Genomic DNA, 17,049 nt, shown 5'->3' with positions numbered 1-17,049 from the left:
CGGGCCATGCGAACCTTGCCGCTCGAGCAGTCCCGGCGCCAGCGCGCCTTCGGTGTCGCGCTGGCCCTGCTGTTTATGGCGCTGCCACTGGCGGCTCAGGGCGCCGAGCCGCTGCTGCGCATCAGCGGTCGCGTACTCGACCCGAATGGCAAGCCCGCGCGCGCTGCCCTCGTGGTGGCGATCTGCGACAGCGCGCTGCCCGAGGGGCCCCCCATCGATTGTGGCTTTCCTGGCACCCGAGGCCGCCAGGGGAAGACCGACGGTGACGGACGGTTCCTGCTGGAGCAGCTGCCTCCCGCCGTCTACTCGCTCTACGCGGCGGTCGAGGCCCCGGGGCCTGGGCGCAAGGTCGCCGCCGATGCGTCGCTCTCCGTGCCCCTCCGGAAGGACCGCGATGGCGTGGAGCTGAAGCTGAAGACCCTGCGCACCCTCTCCGGCGTGGTGGTGGACAAGAGGGGGGCTCCGGTGAAGCAGGCGCGGGTGAAGCTCAAGGTAGAGCCGGGCGCCCGTCTTCCCGAGGCGCCCGAGCACGGTCCGAGCACCGAGGAGACCGCCGACGACTTCGGGCGCTTCGAGTTCAAGGGCGTGCCGGACATGCCCTACCGGCTGGAGGTGAGCGCCTATGGGTTCATCACCACGGAGTCCGACCGAGCGGTCAGACCGGGCGACGAGCCGATCACCGTGCGGATGAAGAGCTGTGGGAGGGTGTTCGGGAGCGTGGTGAAACAGGACGGCTCTCCCGTGGCGGATCTGCTGCCCGGCTGCGGTGGGTACACGTCCTCCTCGCCCGATGGGCGCTTCGATCTCCCCGCCTGCGAGGTGGGCCCGCGGCGCATGTGCTTCTCCGCGCCCGGCATGGCCCGGCTCTATCGCACCATCACCGTCGAGCCGGAGAAGGATGTCGACATGGGCAAGCTCCGGATGGAGCCTGAGCTGCTGCGGAAGGTGCGCGTCACCGACGAGCGGAATGGCGCGACGCTGCCCCATGCCATGATCACCGTGGAAGCGACGGAGGAGGAGGGGTCGGGCCGCGTATTCCGACATGGCCCCGACGGCTGGGCGGAGCTCACGGAGTATCCGGCCAGGCCGCTCGACCTGAGTATTGAGAACCAGAGCTTCCTCTCCAAGCGGGCCCACCTGGACAAGCGGCAGACCGAGCTCCAGGTCGCGCTGGAGGCTGGCATCGGGGTGAGCGGCAAGGTGCTGAACGCCAAGGGGCAACCCCAGATGGGAAGCGTGCAGGCACACTGTGAGGCGGGCGGCAGTGAGCAGATGCAGCTCCAGCCCGGAGGCGAGTTCCACATCCCCCAGGGCCTCGCGGGAGGGCTCTGCTCGGTCCAGCTCTTGGTCTACACGCCGCCCCTGCCGCGCTTCTATCACTACCGGCTGATGTGGATGGACCCCAAGGTCTCCCCGCAAGTGGACTTCCTCGAGCCCGCGGTCGTGTCCCCGCTCCACGTGCGCTTCCAGGGCGCGAAGAAGCCCTACGGCGCCCTGCTCTTCGTGGGAGACCTCCCCAGCCAGGTCAACATCGGAAAGGCCGCCCGCGCGGGCTTCCTCCCCACGGGGGCGCACATCCCCGAGAGCGGTGGGTACCGGGCGGGCCGCCGGGAAGAGGGCGGTCTGCGCTTCGAGGACATTGGCCCGGGCGTGTACACCCTGGTGGTGCTGATGGGGGAGGAGGGTGCCTTCCGCGTCCCGCTCACCATGGGCGAGCAGGAGCAGACCCTTCAGGTGGAGATCCCCGCGAAGCTCACGCCGCTCTCACGGTGAGGTGAGGTGCTCCAGCCGCAGGCGGATGTCCACGAAGTGGTAGGGCGCCCACGGCCCGGTGAACTGGAAGGTGAGCAGCTCGAAGCGCGCGGCCAGGGCACGCACCTTCGCGTCGAAGGCGGCCTCCCGCTCGCGGGACACCAGGAACGCGGCGTTGAGGATCATCCGCTCGCCCAGGGGGCTCACCACGCGCGCCGCCGTGGCCATGGGCCTCAGCGTGTCCACGAGCGCCTGCGCGTCCCGCTCCGCCCGTTGCCGCAGCGCCTCTTCCATCCGCCGCTCGTACTCCACGCGGCCGGGGCTGCCAGGGGGCTCCTCCTTGTGGCTTCCCAGCTCTGGCTCTTTCGCCTCCACGTCCCGAGCCACCCGGTCTCGGTCCCAGAGCACCTTCAGGCCCAGCTCGACATGGCCCTCCAGGCGCTGGAGCACCCCGTCGAAGGCGTCATAAGCGGAGCGCAGCAGCTCCACCACTTCGTCGCGGGTGCGCAAGGTGATGCCGAAGGCCATGGGCAGCAGGGTGTGCTCATCCAGCACCACCTCCTGAACGCGCTGGTGGGCCAGCACGTTGTCCCGCGTCGGGTCCGGCACGCCCGCGGGGCCGTCGGAGACCACGGCGCCCAGCTCGCGGTGACACACCGTGCCCACCCGCGCCGGGGGCGTACCCAGGCCGATGGCGCCAAAGCTCAGCTCCTTCTGCGTGCGATACACCCCATAGACGTACACCCCTCGCGCGGAGGCCACTCCCGCCTGCGGCTCGGAGAAGGGGCGGGGTTCGGGGATGGCCACCGGCGTGGGCGCCGAGGGGGTTGGCTCGGGCTGCTCGCTCATCGGAGGCGTCCTCACTGCGTCCCGGTGGCCTTTTGTGCCGCCAGCACCCGCTTGACCTCCTCCACCAGCGCATCCGGCAGACAGGGCTTGATGACGAAGGAGTCGTAGCCCATGCCCTTTGCCCCGCCGGGCTGATCATTCAGCGCGTGTCCGGTGAGCGCCACTACGGGGATGGCCTTCGTGCGCTCGTCACCCTTGAGCCGGCGCGTGGCCTCCCACCCGTCGATGATGGGCAGCGACAGGTCCATCAGGATGATGTCCGGCCGCAGCTCGAAGGCCTTGTCGATCGCCTCGGCGCCGTTCGTCGCCTCCGCCACCCGGAAGCCGGAGAACTCCAGGTACTCCGCATACATCTCTCTCGCGTCCTGGTAGTCGTCGACCACCAGCACGAGCGGCTTGTCGCCTCCCGCTGAAGAGTTCGTCATGTACGCCTCGTGCGTCGCGGTAGGTGCAGCGTGAAGGTGGAGCCCTCTCCCAGCGTGCTCTGGACGGTGACGCGACCGCCCATCATCGCCGCCAGGCGCCGACAGATGGACAGGCCCAGGCCCGTGCCGCCGTAGGCTCGCGTGGGCGAGCTATCCACCTGTTGGAAGTCCTCGAAGATCTTCTCCTGGTGCTCCGGAGCGATGCCGATGCCGCTGTCCTTCACGGAGATGCTCACCGTGGAGGTGGCCACTTGATAGTCGGCGATCACCTGCACCGAGCCCTCGTGCGTGAACTTCAGCGCGTTGGACAGCAGGTTGAGGACGATCTGCTTCACCTTCTGCCGGTCGGTGTGCAGGGCCGGCAGCTGCGGCGACAGCTCGGTGCCCACCTCCAACTGGGTCCGGGCGACGATCGGATCCAGCTCCGCCACCACCTCCTGGAGCAGCTCCGGCACCTCGAAGTCCGACAGGTTCAGCGGCATCCGCCCCGCCTCGATGCGGGTGATGTCGAGGATCTCGTTGATGACCTGCAGCAGGTGGTGGCCGTTGGAGTCGATGCGCTGCAGGTTGCGCTTCTGCTGCGGCGTCATCTCCCCCGAGACGCCCTGCAGCAGCATGTTGGTGTAGCCGAGGATGGCGTTGAGCGGCGTGCGGAACTCGTGGGACATGTTGGCCAGGAACTGCGACTTGGCGGCGCTGGCCTGCTCGAGCTGCAGCGCCTGCCGCCGCAGCTTCTCGTTCTGCTCGGCCAGCTCCGCGGTGGCCGAATGCACCTTGGCCTCCAGCTCGGTGGAGGCCGCGCGGATCTGCTCCAGCAGCCGTGCCTTCTCCCGCGCCTCGGTCCTGTCGTGCATCAGGGTGACGATGGAGACCGTCTCCCCGGTGTCCGACAGCACCTTGCTGGCCACCGCCTCCATGGGCAGCGAGGCGCCGCTGGCGGGCTCCAGCAGGGCCAGCTCGCCGCGCCAGCGCCGCGAGCCGCCGGGCGACAGCAGGTGGGAGAGGAACGAGGAGAAGTGCGCGTCGTTGGTGCGCGCGCGCCGCAGCGTGGCCTCGCCGGACTCGGGCGGCACGGCGAAGAGCCGCTCGGCGGGGTCGTTCATCAGCACCGTGACGCCCGTGGGGTCGGTGAGGATGATGGGGTCGGCCACCGAGTCGAGGATCAGATCGAGGCGCAGCCGCTCCGAGCGCGCCTCCTGCTCGGAGGCCCGGAGCCGGCGGTAGCTCTCGCCCAGGGCGCGGGTGGCGCGGCCCAGGTCCGTCACGTTGCGCAGCACGCACACCATGCCGGAGGGGGCCTCTGGCTCGTGCGCCGGGGTGATGACCAGCTCGAAGAGCAGGTCCGTGCCCTCCACGGGCTCCACCAGGGCCAGGTCCCTGCGGCGCACGCTGGAGGCGGCGCCGGTGGCGGAGCTGGCGAGCGCGGCGAGGAAGAGGCGCTGGTTGAGCTCCACCGCGCGGCGAAGGCCCTCGGAGGCCTGGGCGCCGGCCACGAGCAGCTGGCGCGCGCGCGCGTTGGCCATGAGCAGCTGACCCTCTGGGTTGGTGAAGAGGATGGGGTCCGCCACCGCGTCGAGCAGGCGCAGGAGCAGGGCGCGCTCGTGGCCCGGGGGCAGGGAGCCCGACTCGGGGAGCTCCTCGGTTCCAGGCGTGGAAGGGGGCGGCAGAGGGGCGGCGGACGACAAGGCGCTACGCTCCGGTTCCTGTCTTTCCAGGCGAGTTCGTGGGGTGCTCCAGGTGCGTCTCCACGGCTTGGACGGTGAAGCGGACCCCGCCCGCCGGCGGCCGAGGCGTCAGCAGGGCCGATCGCGGCCAGGCCTCGAACCGGATCCCCTGATCCAGGACCCGGTCCAGGATGTCGACGATGCTCGTGTTTCCAGGGTTTCGGGCGACAGGCATCCTGCACTCCTGGGCGTGAGAGGGCCGCAGCTTCCTTTCATAGCGCGGACCTCCCCCAGAGCCCCAGGGTTTCGACCGAAGTCCGCGAATTGCCAACACCCCGGAAGGGGCTCTGTTGCCTCGCATACACCGCCCGGGGCGCGAAGGGAGGGCAGCCGGGCATGCGAGCTGGGCCTGCTGGTTTACCAGGTGGGTGGGGCATTCCTAGGTTTGGTCCATGACGGATGAGCGGATCCACAAGTCTCTCTGGACGACGAGCGCTCCGGGCCGGAGCTTCGGAGTGTTGCCAGGGGACATGACGGTCGACGTGGTGGTGATTGGGGGCGGAATCGCGGGGCTCACCACGGCCTGGCTCCTGAAGCGGGCCGGCAAGAGGGTGGCGGTGGTGGAGATGAACCGGCTGCTCACGGGGCAGACGGGGCAGACGACAGCCCACCTCACGGAGCTGCTGGACACGCCGTATTCCACGCTCCTGTCGGACTTCGGGGAGAAGGGGGCGCGCATGGCGGCGGCCTCCAGCCGGGCCTCCATCGAGCAGATCGCGTCGATCATCGAGGAGCTGGGCATCGACTGCGGCTTCCAGCGCGTGCCCCTGTTCCGCTACGCGGAGACGGAGAGCGAGCTGCGCGAGCTGCGCGAGGAGGTCGAGGCGGCCAAGGAGGTGGGGCTGCTCGCCCGGTTCGTGGAGGACGTGCCGCTGCCGTACCCGGTGAAGGGCGCGCTGCGGCTGGAGGATCAGGCCCTGTTCCATCCGCGCCAGTACCTGCTGGCGCTGGCCGAGCGGCTCGTGGGCGACGGCTGCCACATCTTCGAGGAGACGCGGGCGGTGGAGATCCGCGATGGGGTGCCCTGCCGGGTGGTGACGGACCACGGCACGATCATCGCCGAGGACGTGGTGGAGGCGACGACGACGCCGCTCAACCGGGTCTTCCTCCACACCAAGCTCTACCCGTACCGCACCTATGCGGTGGCGGCGCCGCTGGAGCGCCCGCTGGAGGCGGGCCTCTATTACGACAGCCAGGATCCGTACCACTACATCCGCACGCAGCGGATCGACGGCGTGGACCACCTCATCGTCGGTGGCGAGGACCACAAGGTGGGCTCCGAGGAGGACACGGACAAGCACTTCCAGGCGCTGGAGGCGTACACGCAGCGGCGCTTCCCCGTGGGCCCCATCAGCCACCGCTGGTCCGGGCAGGTCATCGAGCCGGCGGATGGGCTGGCGTACATCGGCCGCAACAGCGCCTCGCGGCACACGTGGGTGGCCACGGGCTTCTCCGGCACGGGCATGACGTGGGGGACGCTGGCGGGGATGATCCTCACGGATCTGATCCTCGGGCGGCAGAACCCGTACGCGGCGCTCTACGACGCCACGCGCGTGAAGGTGAAGGCGGGCGCCAAGGACTTCATCCAGGAGAACGCGGACGTGGCCTTCCGCTTCGTGGCCGACCGGCTGAGCCGGCCCGACGCGCGCAAGCTGTCCGAGGTGGCCCCGGGCGAGGGGAAGATCCTCGAGGTGGATGGGCAGAAGGTGGCGGTGTACCGAGAGACAGGTGGCGCCTGCCACGCCGTGTCCCCAGTGTGTACGCACCTCGGGTGCCACGTGCATTGGAACAACGCTGAGCGCTCATGGGACTGCCCCTGCCATGGCGCTCGCTACAGCCCCACGGGCAAGGTGCTCAACGGACCCGCGGTGAAGGATCTCGCCTCCCGGCGATTGGCGCCGGAGGCAACTGAGGCACAACCCAGCGACGGAGACGAACGATGAACGCCATCGAACTGCTCAAGGAACAGCACGACGAGGTCAACAAGCTCTTCAAGCGGTACGAGAAGCTCGCTGACAGCGCCGACGAGGAGCGCCGGGAGCTCTTCATCCAGATCGCCGACCGGCTCTCTGCTCATGCCACCATCGAGGAGCAGTACTTCTATCCCGCCTCGAAGTCCGCCCGCACGGAGGACCAGCTGCTGGAGGCGGTGGAGGAGCACCTGGCCGTCAAGCGCCTCATCGCGGACCTGCTGGACATGGAGCCCAGCGACGAGAACTTCGACGCGAAGATGAAGGTGCTGATGGAGAACGTCGAGCACCACGTGGAGGAGGAGGAGAAGGAGCTCTTCAAGGACGTGAAGAAGATCCTCTCGGAGGACCAGCTGCTGGCGCTCGGCGTCCAGATGAAGGCGGAGTTCGACGAGCTGATGGAGGCCGAGCCGCGCAACGAGGTGCCCATGCAGACGGACACCGCGGCCCCCATCTGATGAGCTGACTGAACTGACGTGCAGTCCGCGCGCGGGGGTGGCAGCATGGCTCGACCATGCCTGCCGCCCCTCGCGTCGTGAATCCCGTCCCGCTGCTCCCCGAGGCCTTCACTCCCTCGGCCCGCAGAGCCCTGGCGCGAGCTGATCCGGCCCTGGCGGCGCTGATGCGGCGGGTGGGGCCTCTGAAGCTTCAGCTCAAGCCCCTGCACAGCCCCTTCGCGGCGCTGGCCGAGTCCATCGTCTACCAACAGCTCCACGGTCGCGCGGCGGCCTCCATCTTCGCCCGGCTGAGCGAGCGGGTGGGGGAGGGGAAGCGGTTCAAGCCCGAGGCGCTGCTGGCCCTGCCGGACACCTCCCTGCGCGAGGTGGGCCTGTCGGGCGCCAAGGCCGCGGCGCTGAAGGACCTGGCGCAGAAGACGCGGGAGGGCGCGGTGCCTTCGCTGGCCGAGGTACACCGCCTCGGTGACGAGGAGCTCATCGAGCGCTTCACCCTCGTGCGCGGCATCGGCCAGTGGACGGTGGAGATGCTCCTCATCTTCCGGCTGGGCCGCCCGGATGTGCTGCCGGTGGACGACTACGCCATTCGCAAGGGCTTCATGCGGCTGATGGGCCTGCCGGAGTCACCACGCCCCCGCGAAGTGCTGGCATACGGCGAGCGCTGGCGTCCCTGGCGCACGGTGGCGAGCTGGTACCTCTGGCGCTCGTTGGATCTCCCCGAGTCCTGAGCCATTGCACGCCGCTCGAGGTGCGCCACAGGGAATCCCAACCAGGGGTTGCCTGCCTGGATGCCCTCGTGCCCAGGGGGGGAGACCCCTGGCCTCGTTGCTCCGTGCGCGGTGGGTCCTCACCCTTTAAGGCCAAAGGAGTGGAAACCTTATGCGCGCATTGACGTACCAGGGCCCCTACCGGGTCAAAGTGGAGAACAAGCCGGATCCTCACATCGAGCATGGGCAGGACGTCGTGCTGAAGGTGACTCGCTCGGCGATCTGTGGCTCGGACCTCCACCTGCTGCACGGCCTCATCGCGGACACCCGGATTGGCTGCACCTTCGGACACGAGTTCACTGGCGTGGTGGAGGAGGTGGGCCACGAGGTGAAGCAGCTGCGCAAGGGTGACCGCGTGGTGGTGCCCTTCAACATCTCCTGCGGGGCGTGCTTCTACTGCCAGCGAGGGCTGACGGCGCTGTGCGAGAGCTCCAACCCCGCCAGCGACGTGGCCAGCGGCGTGTACGGCTATTCGCACACCACGGGCGGCTTCGAGGGGGGCCAGGCCCAGTACGTGCGCGTGCCGTTCGCGGACGTGGGGCCGATGAAGATTCCGGACGACATGGATGACGAGTCGGTGCTCTTCCTCAGCGACATCCTGCCCACCGGCTACCAGGGCGCGGAGATGGCGCAGATCCGGCCGGGGGACACGGTGGTGGTGTTCGGCTGTGGCCCGGTGGGGCTGTTCGCCATGCAGTCGGCGTGGCTGATGGGCGCCAAGCGCGTCATCGGCGTGGACCACGTGCCCTACCGGCTGGCCTTCGCCGAGCAGTACGCGAAGGTGGAGACGGTGAACTTCAAGGAGGTGGATGACGTGGTGATGCACCTCCGGGAGCTGTGCGGCGGGCGCGGCCCCGACTCGTGCGTCGACGCGGTGGGCATGGAGGCCGACGGCTCGAAGATGCACAACCTGCTGGGCCTGGGCCTGAAGATGGAGGCGGGCTCACCCACGGCGCTCAACTGGTGCATCTCCACCGTGCGCAAGGGGGGCACCGTGTCGATCATCGGCGTGTACGGCCCGCCGTGGAACCTGGTGCCGATCGGCACGGCGATGAACAAGGGGCTCACGCTGCGGATGAACCAGTGCAACGTGCGCCGGTACATGCCGCACCTGCTCGAGCACATCCGGGCCGGGCGCATCGACACCAAGGGCATCATCACCCACCGCTTCCCGCTGGAGGATGCGCCCCACGCCTACCACCTGTTCGCCCAGAAGCGGGACGGCTGCGTGAAGTGCGTGCTCACCCCCAACGGCGCGAGCGCCTGACAAGGAGACGGTCATGGAGAATCCAGAGAACATCCGAGGTTGGGGCGCGGACGCGGACCCCGCGAATCGTCCGGGAATCCCGATGGAGATGACGCCGCACCCGCTGCCGGGTTCGCAGTCGCCCATCGAGCCGCAGGTGGCCGAGGTGCCGGTGGTCCACAAACACGGCGGCCGTAAGCAGATGCCGCCCGTGTTCGGCACGGCGGCGCCGCCCAAGGCCCTCAGCGGCGTGCTGCGCACGGTGGCCTACCGCTACCCGGACCACTGGGTGCGGCACTGGATGATGCTGCTCATGGCGGACCGGGTGGACTCGTGGGAGCACCAGTTGCGGAGGGCCCTTCCATTCGGCCTTGCCGCTGCGGCGGTTCTCGTCACGGGAGGCGTGATCTTCAAGCGCATCCGGCGCTGATCAGCGCGGCGAACCTTCGGCGGGAGGGCGCTCGGGGGGCATGGTGGGCACGTAGCAGCGCCCCTCATGCTCGTACCAGTCGGCGCCGCAGGGCGCCTTCTCCGTCCCGACGGGGACCCAGCAACTGCCGTGGAGCTCCACCTCGCCCCGCCGGGTGCAGGGAGCGCGCTTGCGCCCTCGCGGCACCGGGTCGGGCAGCTCGGGGACTGCTCCGCGCCCCAGGACGGGGAGCGGCTCGAAGCCCACCACCGGGCTCGGTGGCAGAACGCTCAGCATGAGGGGCGCCCCGTTCATGTCTCCCCGCTCATCCAGGACGGGGGGCGCGGCCTCCTGGAAGCCATCCAGGGTCCGCTTGGGGAGCAACACGAGGAACAGGGCCCCGGCGAGGACCACGGCGAGGGCGAGCCGGCGCATCATGGCCGACGGTCCACGGCGGGGCCGAGCGCGGGAGAGCGAGAGGGACGGGCCATCAGATGCCTCCGGTAGTGGGAGGCTCACCCTACCTCATGGGTGGGTTCTTGCCCATCCCCTCGACTCAGGGCGTGGCTGGCGGGCTGGCGGGCGGGCGGGGCTGCCGCAGCGGGATGAGCAGGAGGAGGAAGGCGACCGACAGCACCGTGCCCAGGAGGAACACCTGGGCGTAGCTCCAGCCCGCGTCGTCGGCGAGGATTCCGGCGACGGGGCCGGCGGGCATTTTTCCGAGCAGCTCGATGCCCGCGAGCAGCGTGTAGTGGGCGGCGCCAATGCGCCGGTCCACGCGCGACATCATGAAGGCGAACATCGCGGTGGTGAGGGCGCCGCCGAAGAACTCCTCGGCCAGGGTGACGCCGATGATGGCCTCTTGCGTTGGGACAGCGAGCGCGAGCACCCACCGGCCGAGCAGCGGAAACACCCGCAGGGTGGCGGTGACGAACACGGCCCCCAGCAGGGGAATTCGGGTGGCCAGCAGCCCTCCCAGGATGGAGCCGCTCAAGGAGGCCACGGTGCCCCAGGTGCCCGACCACTTGCCGACCTGGACGAGGGTGAAGCCCGAGTCGACGAGGAAGGCCTTGTAGAGCGCATCCGAGAGGGACTCGCCGAGCTTGTAGGTGCCGATGAAGAGCAGCATCCAGCCCGCGCCGGGCAGGAGCATGGCGCTCTTCATCCGGCCGAAGATTTCCCGCCACTCCATCCGCACGGCTCCCCCTGAAGCCGCGCGGGGAGGCTCATGCGCGGCCAGGGTGATGGCCATCCCCGCCGCCGCGAGCACCGCCATGGCGATGAAGATGCCCCGCCAGCCGATGTACTCGCTGGCCCAGATGAGCAGCCCGCCTCCGGTGAGGCTGCCCAGCTTGTAGCCCACCACCTGCACCGCGTTGCCCCAGCCGAGGCCCTCCCCATGGAGCAGGTCCACCGCGAGCCCATCCACGGCGATGTCCTGCGTGGCGGCGAAGAGGTTCATCAGGAAGACGAGCCCCAGCAGGGGCAGGATGTTCTCCCGGCCAGGGAAGAAGGAGGCGGTGAGACAGGCCAGGGCGATGCCCGCCTGCATGGGGAGGATCCACGACTTGCGCGCGCCGATGCGCTCCGAGCCGTAGCGCTCCACGAGGGGGGCCCACAGGGGCTTGAGGAGCCAGGGCAGGTAGAGCGCGCTCAGGAAGCCGATGGCCTTGAGGGACATGCCATGGGAGCGCGCGTACGCGGCCAGGGCACCGGCCTGGAATCCATAGGGCATGCCCTGCACGAAGTAGAGCGTGCCGAGCAGTCCGAGCTTGGAAGGGGAGATCTTCACGCGGAAGGCGCATTATCGTGGACCATCTATGGAGAGGCCATCACTGGAATCTTTGGAGACGCCCGCCGCGCTCGTGGACATGGAGCGGGTGGAGGCCAACCTGCGGCGCGTACACGCGTACGCGGACCAATATGGCCTGAAGTGGCGCCCCCATACGAAGACGCACAAGGTGCCGGAGCTCACGGCGCTCCAGCTCCAGGCGGGGGCCTCGGGTGTCACGGTGGCGACACCGCACGAAGCCGAGGTGATGGCCTCGGTCGCCGATGACATCTTCCTGGCATATCCGCCCGTGGGCACCGCCCGGCTCGCCCGGCTGATGAGGCTTCCACCGCGTGTCCGGCTCTCGGTGGGGCTCGACTCGCGCGAGGCGCTCCAGGGGCTGAACGCCGCGGCGCGGGAGGCGGGGCGGAAGGTGGGCGTGCTGGTGGAGCTGGACCTGGGGATGCGCCGGGTCGGCGTGCAGACGCCCCAAGAGGCCCTCGTGCTGGCGCGGGCCATCCAGGCCTCGGAGGCGCTCGAATATCGCGGCATCACCTTCTACCCCGGGCATGTGCGCGCCCTGCTGGGGGACCAGGACGCCGCGTTGAAAGCGCTCTCGACGGAGCTGGGCGAGGTGGTGGGAGAGCTGACGCGCGCCGACCTGCGGCCCGAGGTCGTGAGTGGCGGTTCCACGCCCACGCTCTGGCGCTCGCACGAGGTGGTGGGGCTGACGGAGATCCGCCCGGGCATCAACATCTTCAACGACCGCAACACGGCGAGCGTGGGGGCCTGTGGCTGGGACGAGTGGGCCTACTCGGTGCTGGCCACCGTGGTGAGCACCGCCGTGCCCGGGCAGGCCGTCATCGACGCGGGCTCCAAGGCGCTGGCGAAGGAGGAGGGGTTCGCGCCGGGCGGAGGCTACGGGGTGCTGCTGGAGTGGCCGGAGGTGGTGGTGCGAGGCCTCTCCGAGGAGCATGGCCTGCTGGACCTCACGGAGACCGAGTGGCGGCCCCGCGTGGGGGACCGCGTGCGGGTGGTGCCCAACCACGTCTGCGCCTCGGTGAACCTGCATGAGCGGCTCTGGGCCGTACGCGGGGGCGAGGTGGAGCGCGCGTGGCCCGTCGCGGCCCGGGGGTGGGGCACCCCCGAGCGGCAAGCCTAGCGGGGAGCGGGGGCCTCGGGGTGGCGGCTGTAGTGCAGCACCAGGGCCTCCAGTCGATCGAGGGCCTTGTCCAGCACCTCCATCGAGGGTCCGAAGGACAGGCGCACGTAGGTGCGGAAGCGCGAGGAGCGGGCGCGCCGCTTGCCCGGGTTCACGTCGAAGAACTCACCCGGCACGCAGATGATCTTCTGCTCCAGCGCGGCCCGGAAGAAGCCCATGCCGTCATTGAGCGGCGGCGGCAGCCCGGCCAGGTTGCCCCAGACATAGAACGTCCCATCCGGCGGCCGGTCCGTGCGGATGCCGAGCCGCTCCAGCCGCGAGTGGAACTTCGCCCGCTTCTCGCGGAAGGCGGTGTGGATGGCCTGCGTCTCCTCCACCACGTGCTGCTCCTCCAGGAGCGGCAGCGCGGCACGCTGCAGGGGGCGGCTACCGCCACCATCCAGGAAGCTGCCGGCGCTGGAGACCGCCTCGATGACCTGGCGCGGCCCCACCGTCCACGTCATCCGCCAGCCCGGGTAGCGCCAGTTCTTCGTCAGGCCGTCGAAGACGACCACCGGGTCCTTGTTCACGTCCTCCACGTAGCGCGTGGCGCTCTCCACGGGGAGGTGCCCGGGGCGCCCCGTCCAGATGTAGTGCGAGTAGAACTCGTCGATGAGGAGCACGCACTCCTGCTCGCGGGCCACCCCCACCCAGCGCGCCAGCTCGTCTCCCTGCACCAGCTTGCCGGTGGGGTTGCACGGGTTGGAGAAGAGCAGGGCGGACAGGCCACGCCCCTGCACCTCGCGCCGCAGGTCCTCGTGGGTGAAGGCGTAGCCGCGCTCGCCCTCCAGGAGGATGGGGATGGAGGTGAACGCCTTGAAGACGTCCAGCAGCTCCTCATAGGCGGTGTAGTCCGGGAGGAAGTGGCCCAGGTTCACCGCGCCCAGGCTCGCCGCCGCGCGGGTGAGGGAGGTGCGCCCGCCGCCCGACAGGCTCACGTTCTCGGCGCTGTACTGGCTGGGCATGCCGCGCCGGTAGAGGCGGTTGTAGAGGCCGGCGATGGCCTCGCGCGCCTCCCAGAGTCCCGCGACGGGGGCGTACTCCAGGTCCGCCACGTCGACGGGGACCTTGCCCACCCGCGGCGGAGCGCCGGGCAGGTCACCCGTCTCCGGCTGTCCCTGGCCCAGGTTGCACCACTCCGGGTCTCCCGGCCGGTAGCCCCGGCGGCCCGCTTCGGTGGTGACGTAGATGACGCCCGTGCGGGGCACGGAACGGAATGCTGGAATCGTGGATTCGTCGCTCACGGAGGCGCAAGCTAGCGGAGCCTGGGCCCGCGCGCCTCTCTCTTGCGCGGCGTTTCAGTACCACTGCTCCTGGCCGGACACCCAGGTGGCGAGGACCGTGAGCTCCGGCCCGAGCAGCGTGAGGTCGGCGCGATAGCCCGGTGCCAGCCGGCCCAGCTGGCCGTCCAGACCGAGGTAGGACGCGGGGTAGAGCGACGCCATGCGCAGGCTCTCCTCCAGGGAGAGCCCCAGCAGGCGGATGCAGTTGCGCACCGACGCCGCCATGTCGATGTCGGCGCCGGCCAGCGTCCCGTTCTCGGTCACCAGTCGGCCGCCGTCGCGCAGAATGGTGCGGCCATAGAGCGTGAACGAGGTGGCCTCGACGCCGACCGGCGGCATGGCGTCGGTGATCAGGATGACCTTGCCCCGAGGCTTGACCTTCAGGAGCAGGCGCAGCGCGGCCGGATGGACGTGGAAGCCATCGGCGATGATGCTGCACCACGCCTCGTCGTTGTCGAGGGCGGCCAGGATGGGCCCCGGCTGGCGGTTGAGCACCGGCGGCATGGCGTTGAACAGGTGGGTGAAGCCCCGAACGCCGGCCGCGAGGGCCTCGCTCGTCCGCTCATAGGTCGCCGCCGTGTGGCCCGCCGAGAGGATCACCCCCGCCGAGGCGAGTCGCCGGAGCAAGCCATCCTCGACCCCCTCCGGCGCCACGGTCATCAACAGGCGGCCCGCCTTGCTGGCCAGGCGCTTGGGCAGCGCCGTCAGATACTCGAGGTCCCGGGCATCCGGCGCGCGGATGAAGCGCGGATCATGAACGCCGGGCCGCTCACCGCTGATGAACGGGCCTTCCAGGTGGATGCCGAGCACACCGCTGGCGGGCCGAGCCATCGCCTCCAGCGCGGCCTCGCAGGCCTGGCGCATCCGGGTCTGCTCATCGGTGATGAAGGTGGGCAACAGGCCAGTCGTCCCCGTGCGCCGCAGCGCCGCCGCCACGGCGAGCGCCGCTTCGGGGGTGGGGGTGTCGTTGAACAGGACCCCGCCCGCGCCGTTGGCTTGAACGTCGAGGAAGCCTGGGGCCAGCAGCGCGCCCTCGGGCAGTCGAACGACCTGTGCCTGGGCCGGAGCGTCCTTCGTGGGCAGCACGGCGGTGATGCGCTCACCGTCCACCACGACGCCGTAGCCGTCGAGCAATCGGTCGCCGTCGAAGAGGCGCGCCCCCGTCAAGACCCGTGTCATCACACTGTCTCCGTCACCTTTCGCAGGTGCGCGGGCATGTCGGGGTTGAGCTTGCGCGCCACCGCCAGCCGATGCACCGCCATGTAGAAGCTCTGGACCTGACACAGCGGCGCGATCGCGTGCGGCACGCCCGGCACCGTGGGCAGCGGCTTGCTGCCCGGCACGGGGAGCACCGAGTGGACGTCCGCCCCCAACTGCACGAGCCGATGGACGACGTGGCGCGTGCTCTCGGCCGAGCTGTCCTCCTGGGCCAGGGCCAGGATGGGGAAGCCCGGACCGACCAGGGCGAGCGGGCCGTGGAGCACCTCCGCGGTGCTGAAGGCCTCGGCGTGAAGCCGGCTGGTCTCCTTGAACTTCAGCGCCATCTCCAGGGCCGCGCCGAGCCCGATGCCGCGCCCGATGACGAACAGGCTGCGCGCATCGACGAGCGGCTCGAGCGCCGGCCACCAGTCGAGCGCGCGCGCCGCCTCCAGCGACTCGGGCAACGCCGAGACGGCCTCGCGGAGTGCTCCCGCCTGAGACCAGTGCGCCACGAGCTGGAGGAACGCCAGCCCCGAGGTGAGATAGGACTTCGTGGCGGCGACGCTCTCCTCGGGCCCCGCGCAGAGCGGCAGGCCGATGTCGCACAGCTCGAAGAGGGGAGACTGCACGTTGTTGATGAAGCCGACGACCAGGGCGCCCCCAGCGTGGGCCCTCTCCGTCAGCCGCAGGAGATCCGGGCTGCGGCCGGACTGGGAGACGGCGATGAAGAGCGCGTCCCTCAGGTCGATGTCCTGGGTGTTGTAGACCGACGCCACGCTCGGCCCCATGGAGGCCACGGCGCGCCCCAGCGTGGTCTCGAGCAGGTACTTGCCATAGCTGGCCGCATGGTCGGAGCTGCCCCGCGCGCAGGTGACGATGAAGCGCGGCGGCCGGCGGCGCAGGCGCTCTCCGAGCTCGGCGAAAGCGGCCCCGTAGTCTCGGATCTGCCGCCGAGCGGCCTCCGCGGCCTGCGTGGCCTCGCGCGCCATGGCGGGCACGGCCTGGGTGTCGGTGTTCACGAGCCCACCTCCTGGACGCGGCTGCCTCCGGCCAGGTTCAGCTCCACGACGAAGTCGTAGGCATCCCCTCGGTAGTGCGAGCGGACGAACTCCACCGGGGTGCCATCCTCGAGCATGGTGCGGCGCTCGATGTAGAGGGCCGGGGCCCCTTCCGGCACCCCCAGCTGCTCGGCCTGCTCGGCCTGCAACTTGATGGCGGTCAGACGCTGGAGGGCGCGGAACGGCGTGCAGCCCCGGCGTCGCAGCACGTCATACAGCGAGCCCTTCACCTCGGAGGGATCGGGCACGAAGCGGGTAGGGACCACCGCGAGCTCCAGCGCCATGGGCGTGTCGTTCGCCGTGCGCAGGCGCTGCATGCGGCTGACCGTGGCGCCCGGGCTGAGCCCCAGGGCCAGGGTCTCCTCGGGAGAGGCGATCGTCACCTGGCGGTGCAGCCACAGCGAGCCCGCGGAGAGCCCGCGCGAGCTCATGTCATCGGAGAAGCTGGTCAAGGTGGACAGGCGCTGCTCGACGTAGGGGCCCCGATTCACGAAGGTGCCAGCGCCCTGGCGCTGTTGCAGCAGCCCCTCGTCCAACAGCTCTCGCAGCGCCTTGCGTACCGTGACCCGAGAGACGCCCAGGCGCTCGGCCAGCTCCCGCTCGCTGGGCAGCGCGTCCTGATGGCCGAACTTGCCGCTGGCGATCAGCCCCCGCAGGTACCGCGCCAGTTGGAGATAGAGCGGGAGCGGCAAGTCGCTCGAAAGCGCGGCCTTGTCGAAGGAATCGGCTGCGCTCAGGTGGTTCGACATGGGGTCTGGGTCCTCCGTGCGACTCGCGACCAATATAATACCATTTCAAAACCAGAATACCACTCTAACACCACCGGCTGAACCACCCAGGCCCCAGGTCACAATGGCGTGACGCGTTAAGTGACCAGATTGATTCGGCTTTTTGAAGACTCCTCACGCCCGGGCTGACGGGGATTTCAGAAAATCGCCA

General features: G+C 69.8%; 17 protein-coding genes. 7 read left to right on the top strand and 10 right to left on the bottom strand.

What is annotated here, in order from left to right; genetic code table 11:
- The first annotated feature begins 6 nt into the window (after positions 1-6).
- On the top strand, positions 7-1,773 hold the full coding sequence (locus SYV04_RS22055) for a carboxypeptidase-like regulatory domain-containing protein (RefSeq protein ID WP_321547833.1): 1,767 nt from the start codon (positions 7-9) through the stop codon (positions 1,771-1,773).
- Here SYV04_RS22055 and SYV04_RS22050 read toward each other — a convergent pair.
- From SYV04_RS22050 to SYV04_RS22035, 4 genes are read right to left on the bottom strand one after another with little or no spacing between them, the layout of a single operon-like run.
- On the bottom strand, positions 1,765-2,601 hold the full coding sequence (locus tag SYV04_RS22050) for a GvpL/GvpF family gas vesicle protein (RefSeq protein WP_321547832.1): 837 nt from the start codon (positions 2,599-2,601) through the stop codon (positions 1,765-1,767). The genes SYV04_RS22055 and SYV04_RS22050 overlap by 9 nt on opposite strands.
- Before the next feature lie 11 nt (positions 2,602-2,612).
- On the bottom strand, positions 2,613-3,026 hold the full coding sequence (locus SYV04_RS22045; RefSeq protein ID WP_321547831.1) for a response regulator: 414 nt from the start codon (positions 3,024-3,026) through the stop codon (positions 2,613-2,615).
- A complete protein-coding gene (locus tag SYV04_RS22040) occupies positions 3,023-4,711 on the bottom strand; it encodes a PAS domain-containing sensor histidine kinase (protein ID WP_321547830.1) in 1,689 nt (562 codons plus the stop codon). The genes SYV04_RS22045 and SYV04_RS22040 overlap by 4 nt, the downstream gene beginning before the upstream one ends.
- Positions 4,712-4,715: 4 nt before the next feature.
- Positions 4,716-4,925: a hypothetical protein gene (locus tag SYV04_RS22035; protein ID WP_321547829.1), complete on the bottom strand. Its 210-nt coding sequence runs from the start codon at positions 4,923-4,925 to the stop codon at positions 4,716-4,718.
- A 217-nt stretch (positions 4,926-5,142) separates the two neighbouring features.
- On the opposite strand from SYV04_RS22035, the gene SYV04_RS22030 reads away from it, so the two are divergent.
- The 5 genes from SYV04_RS22030 to SYV04_RS22010 all read left to right on the top strand — a co-directional run bounded on the left by SYV04_RS22030 (position 5,143) and on the right by SYV04_RS22010 (position 9,618).
- The gene (locus SYV04_RS22030) at positions 5,143-6,693 is read left to right on the top strand and encodes an FAD-dependent oxidoreductase (RefSeq protein ID WP_321547828.1); all 1,551 of its coding nucleotides are present in this window, start codon (positions 5,143-5,145) and stop codon (positions 6,691-6,693) included.
- A complete protein-coding gene (locus tag SYV04_RS22025; protein ID WP_321547827.1) occupies positions 6,690-7,178 on the top strand; it encodes a hemerythrin domain-containing protein in 489 nt (162 codons plus the stop codon). Before SYV04_RS22030 ends, SYV04_RS22025 begins: the two co-directional genes overlap by 4 nt.
- 56 nt (positions 7,179-7,234) lie before the next feature.
- Positions 7,235-7,903 (top strand): DNA-3-methyladenine glycosylase family protein, encoded by a 669-nt coding sequence (locus SYV04_RS22020; RefSeq protein WP_321547826.1) that lies wholly within the window; start codon positions 7,235-7,237, stop codon positions 7,901-7,903.
- Positions 7,904-8,054: 151 nt separating this feature from the next.
- Positions 8,055-9,209 (top strand): zinc-dependent alcohol dehydrogenase, encoded by a 1,155-nt coding sequence (locus SYV04_RS22015; protein WP_321547825.1) that lies wholly within the window; start codon positions 8,055-8,057, stop codon positions 9,207-9,209.
- Positions 9,210-9,222: 13 nt separating this feature from the next.
- Positions 9,223-9,618, top strand: coding sequence for a hypothetical protein (locus SYV04_RS22010; protein WP_321547824.1), 396 nt, complete (start codon positions 9,223-9,225; stop codon positions 9,616-9,618).
- On the opposite strand, the gene SYV04_RS22005 is transcribed toward SYV04_RS22010, so the two are convergent.
- Positions 9,619-10,035 carry a hypothetical protein gene (locus SYV04_RS22005; RefSeq protein WP_321547823.1) on the bottom strand — a complete coding sequence of 139 codons (417 nt, stop codon included), beginning with the start codon at positions 10,033-10,035 and terminating at the stop codon, positions 9,619-9,621.
- A 118-nt stretch (positions 10,036-10,153) separates the two neighbouring features.
- Complete coding sequence (locus tag SYV04_RS22000) at positions 10,154-11,389, bottom strand: MFS transporter (protein ID WP_321547822.1); 1,236 nt, start codon at positions 11,387-11,389, stop codon at positions 10,154-10,156.
- A gap of 52 nt (positions 11,390-11,441) precedes the next feature.
- On the opposite strand from SYV04_RS22000, the gene SYV04_RS21995 reads away from it, so the two are divergent.
- Positions 11,442-12,530: a D-TA family PLP-dependent enzyme gene (locus tag SYV04_RS21995; protein ID WP_321547821.1), complete on the top strand. Its 1,089-nt coding sequence runs from the start codon at positions 11,442-11,444 to the stop codon at positions 12,528-12,530.
- On the opposite strand, the gene SYV04_RS21990 is transcribed toward SYV04_RS21995, so the two are convergent.
- Genes SYV04_RS21990 through SYV04_RS21975 form a run of 4 tightly spaced genes read right to left on the bottom strand, consistent with a single transcriptional unit; the run spans position 12,527 to position 16,859 of the window.
- Positions 12,527-13,813, bottom strand: a complete 1,287-nt coding sequence (locus SYV04_RS21990; protein ID WP_321547820.1) for a pyridoxal phosphate-dependent aminotransferase — start codon at positions 13,811-13,813, stop codon at positions 12,527-12,529. The two genes, SYV04_RS21995 and SYV04_RS21990, sit on opposite strands and share 4 nt — an antisense overlap.
- A gap of 54 nt (positions 13,814-13,867) precedes the next feature.
- Positions 13,868-15,031, bottom strand: coding sequence for an N-acetylglucosamine-6-phosphate deacetylase (gene nagA, locus SYV04_RS21985; RefSeq protein ID WP_321547819.1), 1,164 nt, complete (start codon positions 15,029-15,031; stop codon positions 13,868-13,870).
- The gene (locus SYV04_RS21980) at positions 15,031-16,071 is read right to left on the bottom strand and encodes an SIS domain-containing protein (RefSeq protein WP_321547818.1); all 1,041 of its coding nucleotides are present in this window, start codon (positions 16,069-16,071) and stop codon (positions 15,031-15,033) included. Before SYV04_RS21980 ends, nagA begins: the two co-directional genes overlap by 1 nt.
- Positions 16,068-16,859 carry a GntR family transcriptional regulator gene (locus tag SYV04_RS21975; RefSeq protein ID WP_321547817.1) on the bottom strand — a complete coding sequence of 264 codons (792 nt, stop codon included), beginning with the start codon at positions 16,857-16,859 and terminating at the stop codon, positions 16,068-16,070. Before SYV04_RS21975 ends, SYV04_RS21980 begins: the two co-directional genes overlap by 4 nt.
- Positions 16,860-17,049 lie beyond the last annotated feature (190 nt).

It is taken from the genome of Hyalangium ruber (assembly GCF_034259325.1).
Classification (GTDB): domain Bacteria; phylum Myxococcota; class Myxococcia; order Myxococcales; family Myxococcaceae; genus Hyalangium_A; species Hyalangium_A rubrum.
The sequence above is the reverse complement of the archived record's forward strand: the minus strand, read 5'-3'. Positions and strand labels throughout refer to the sequence as shown.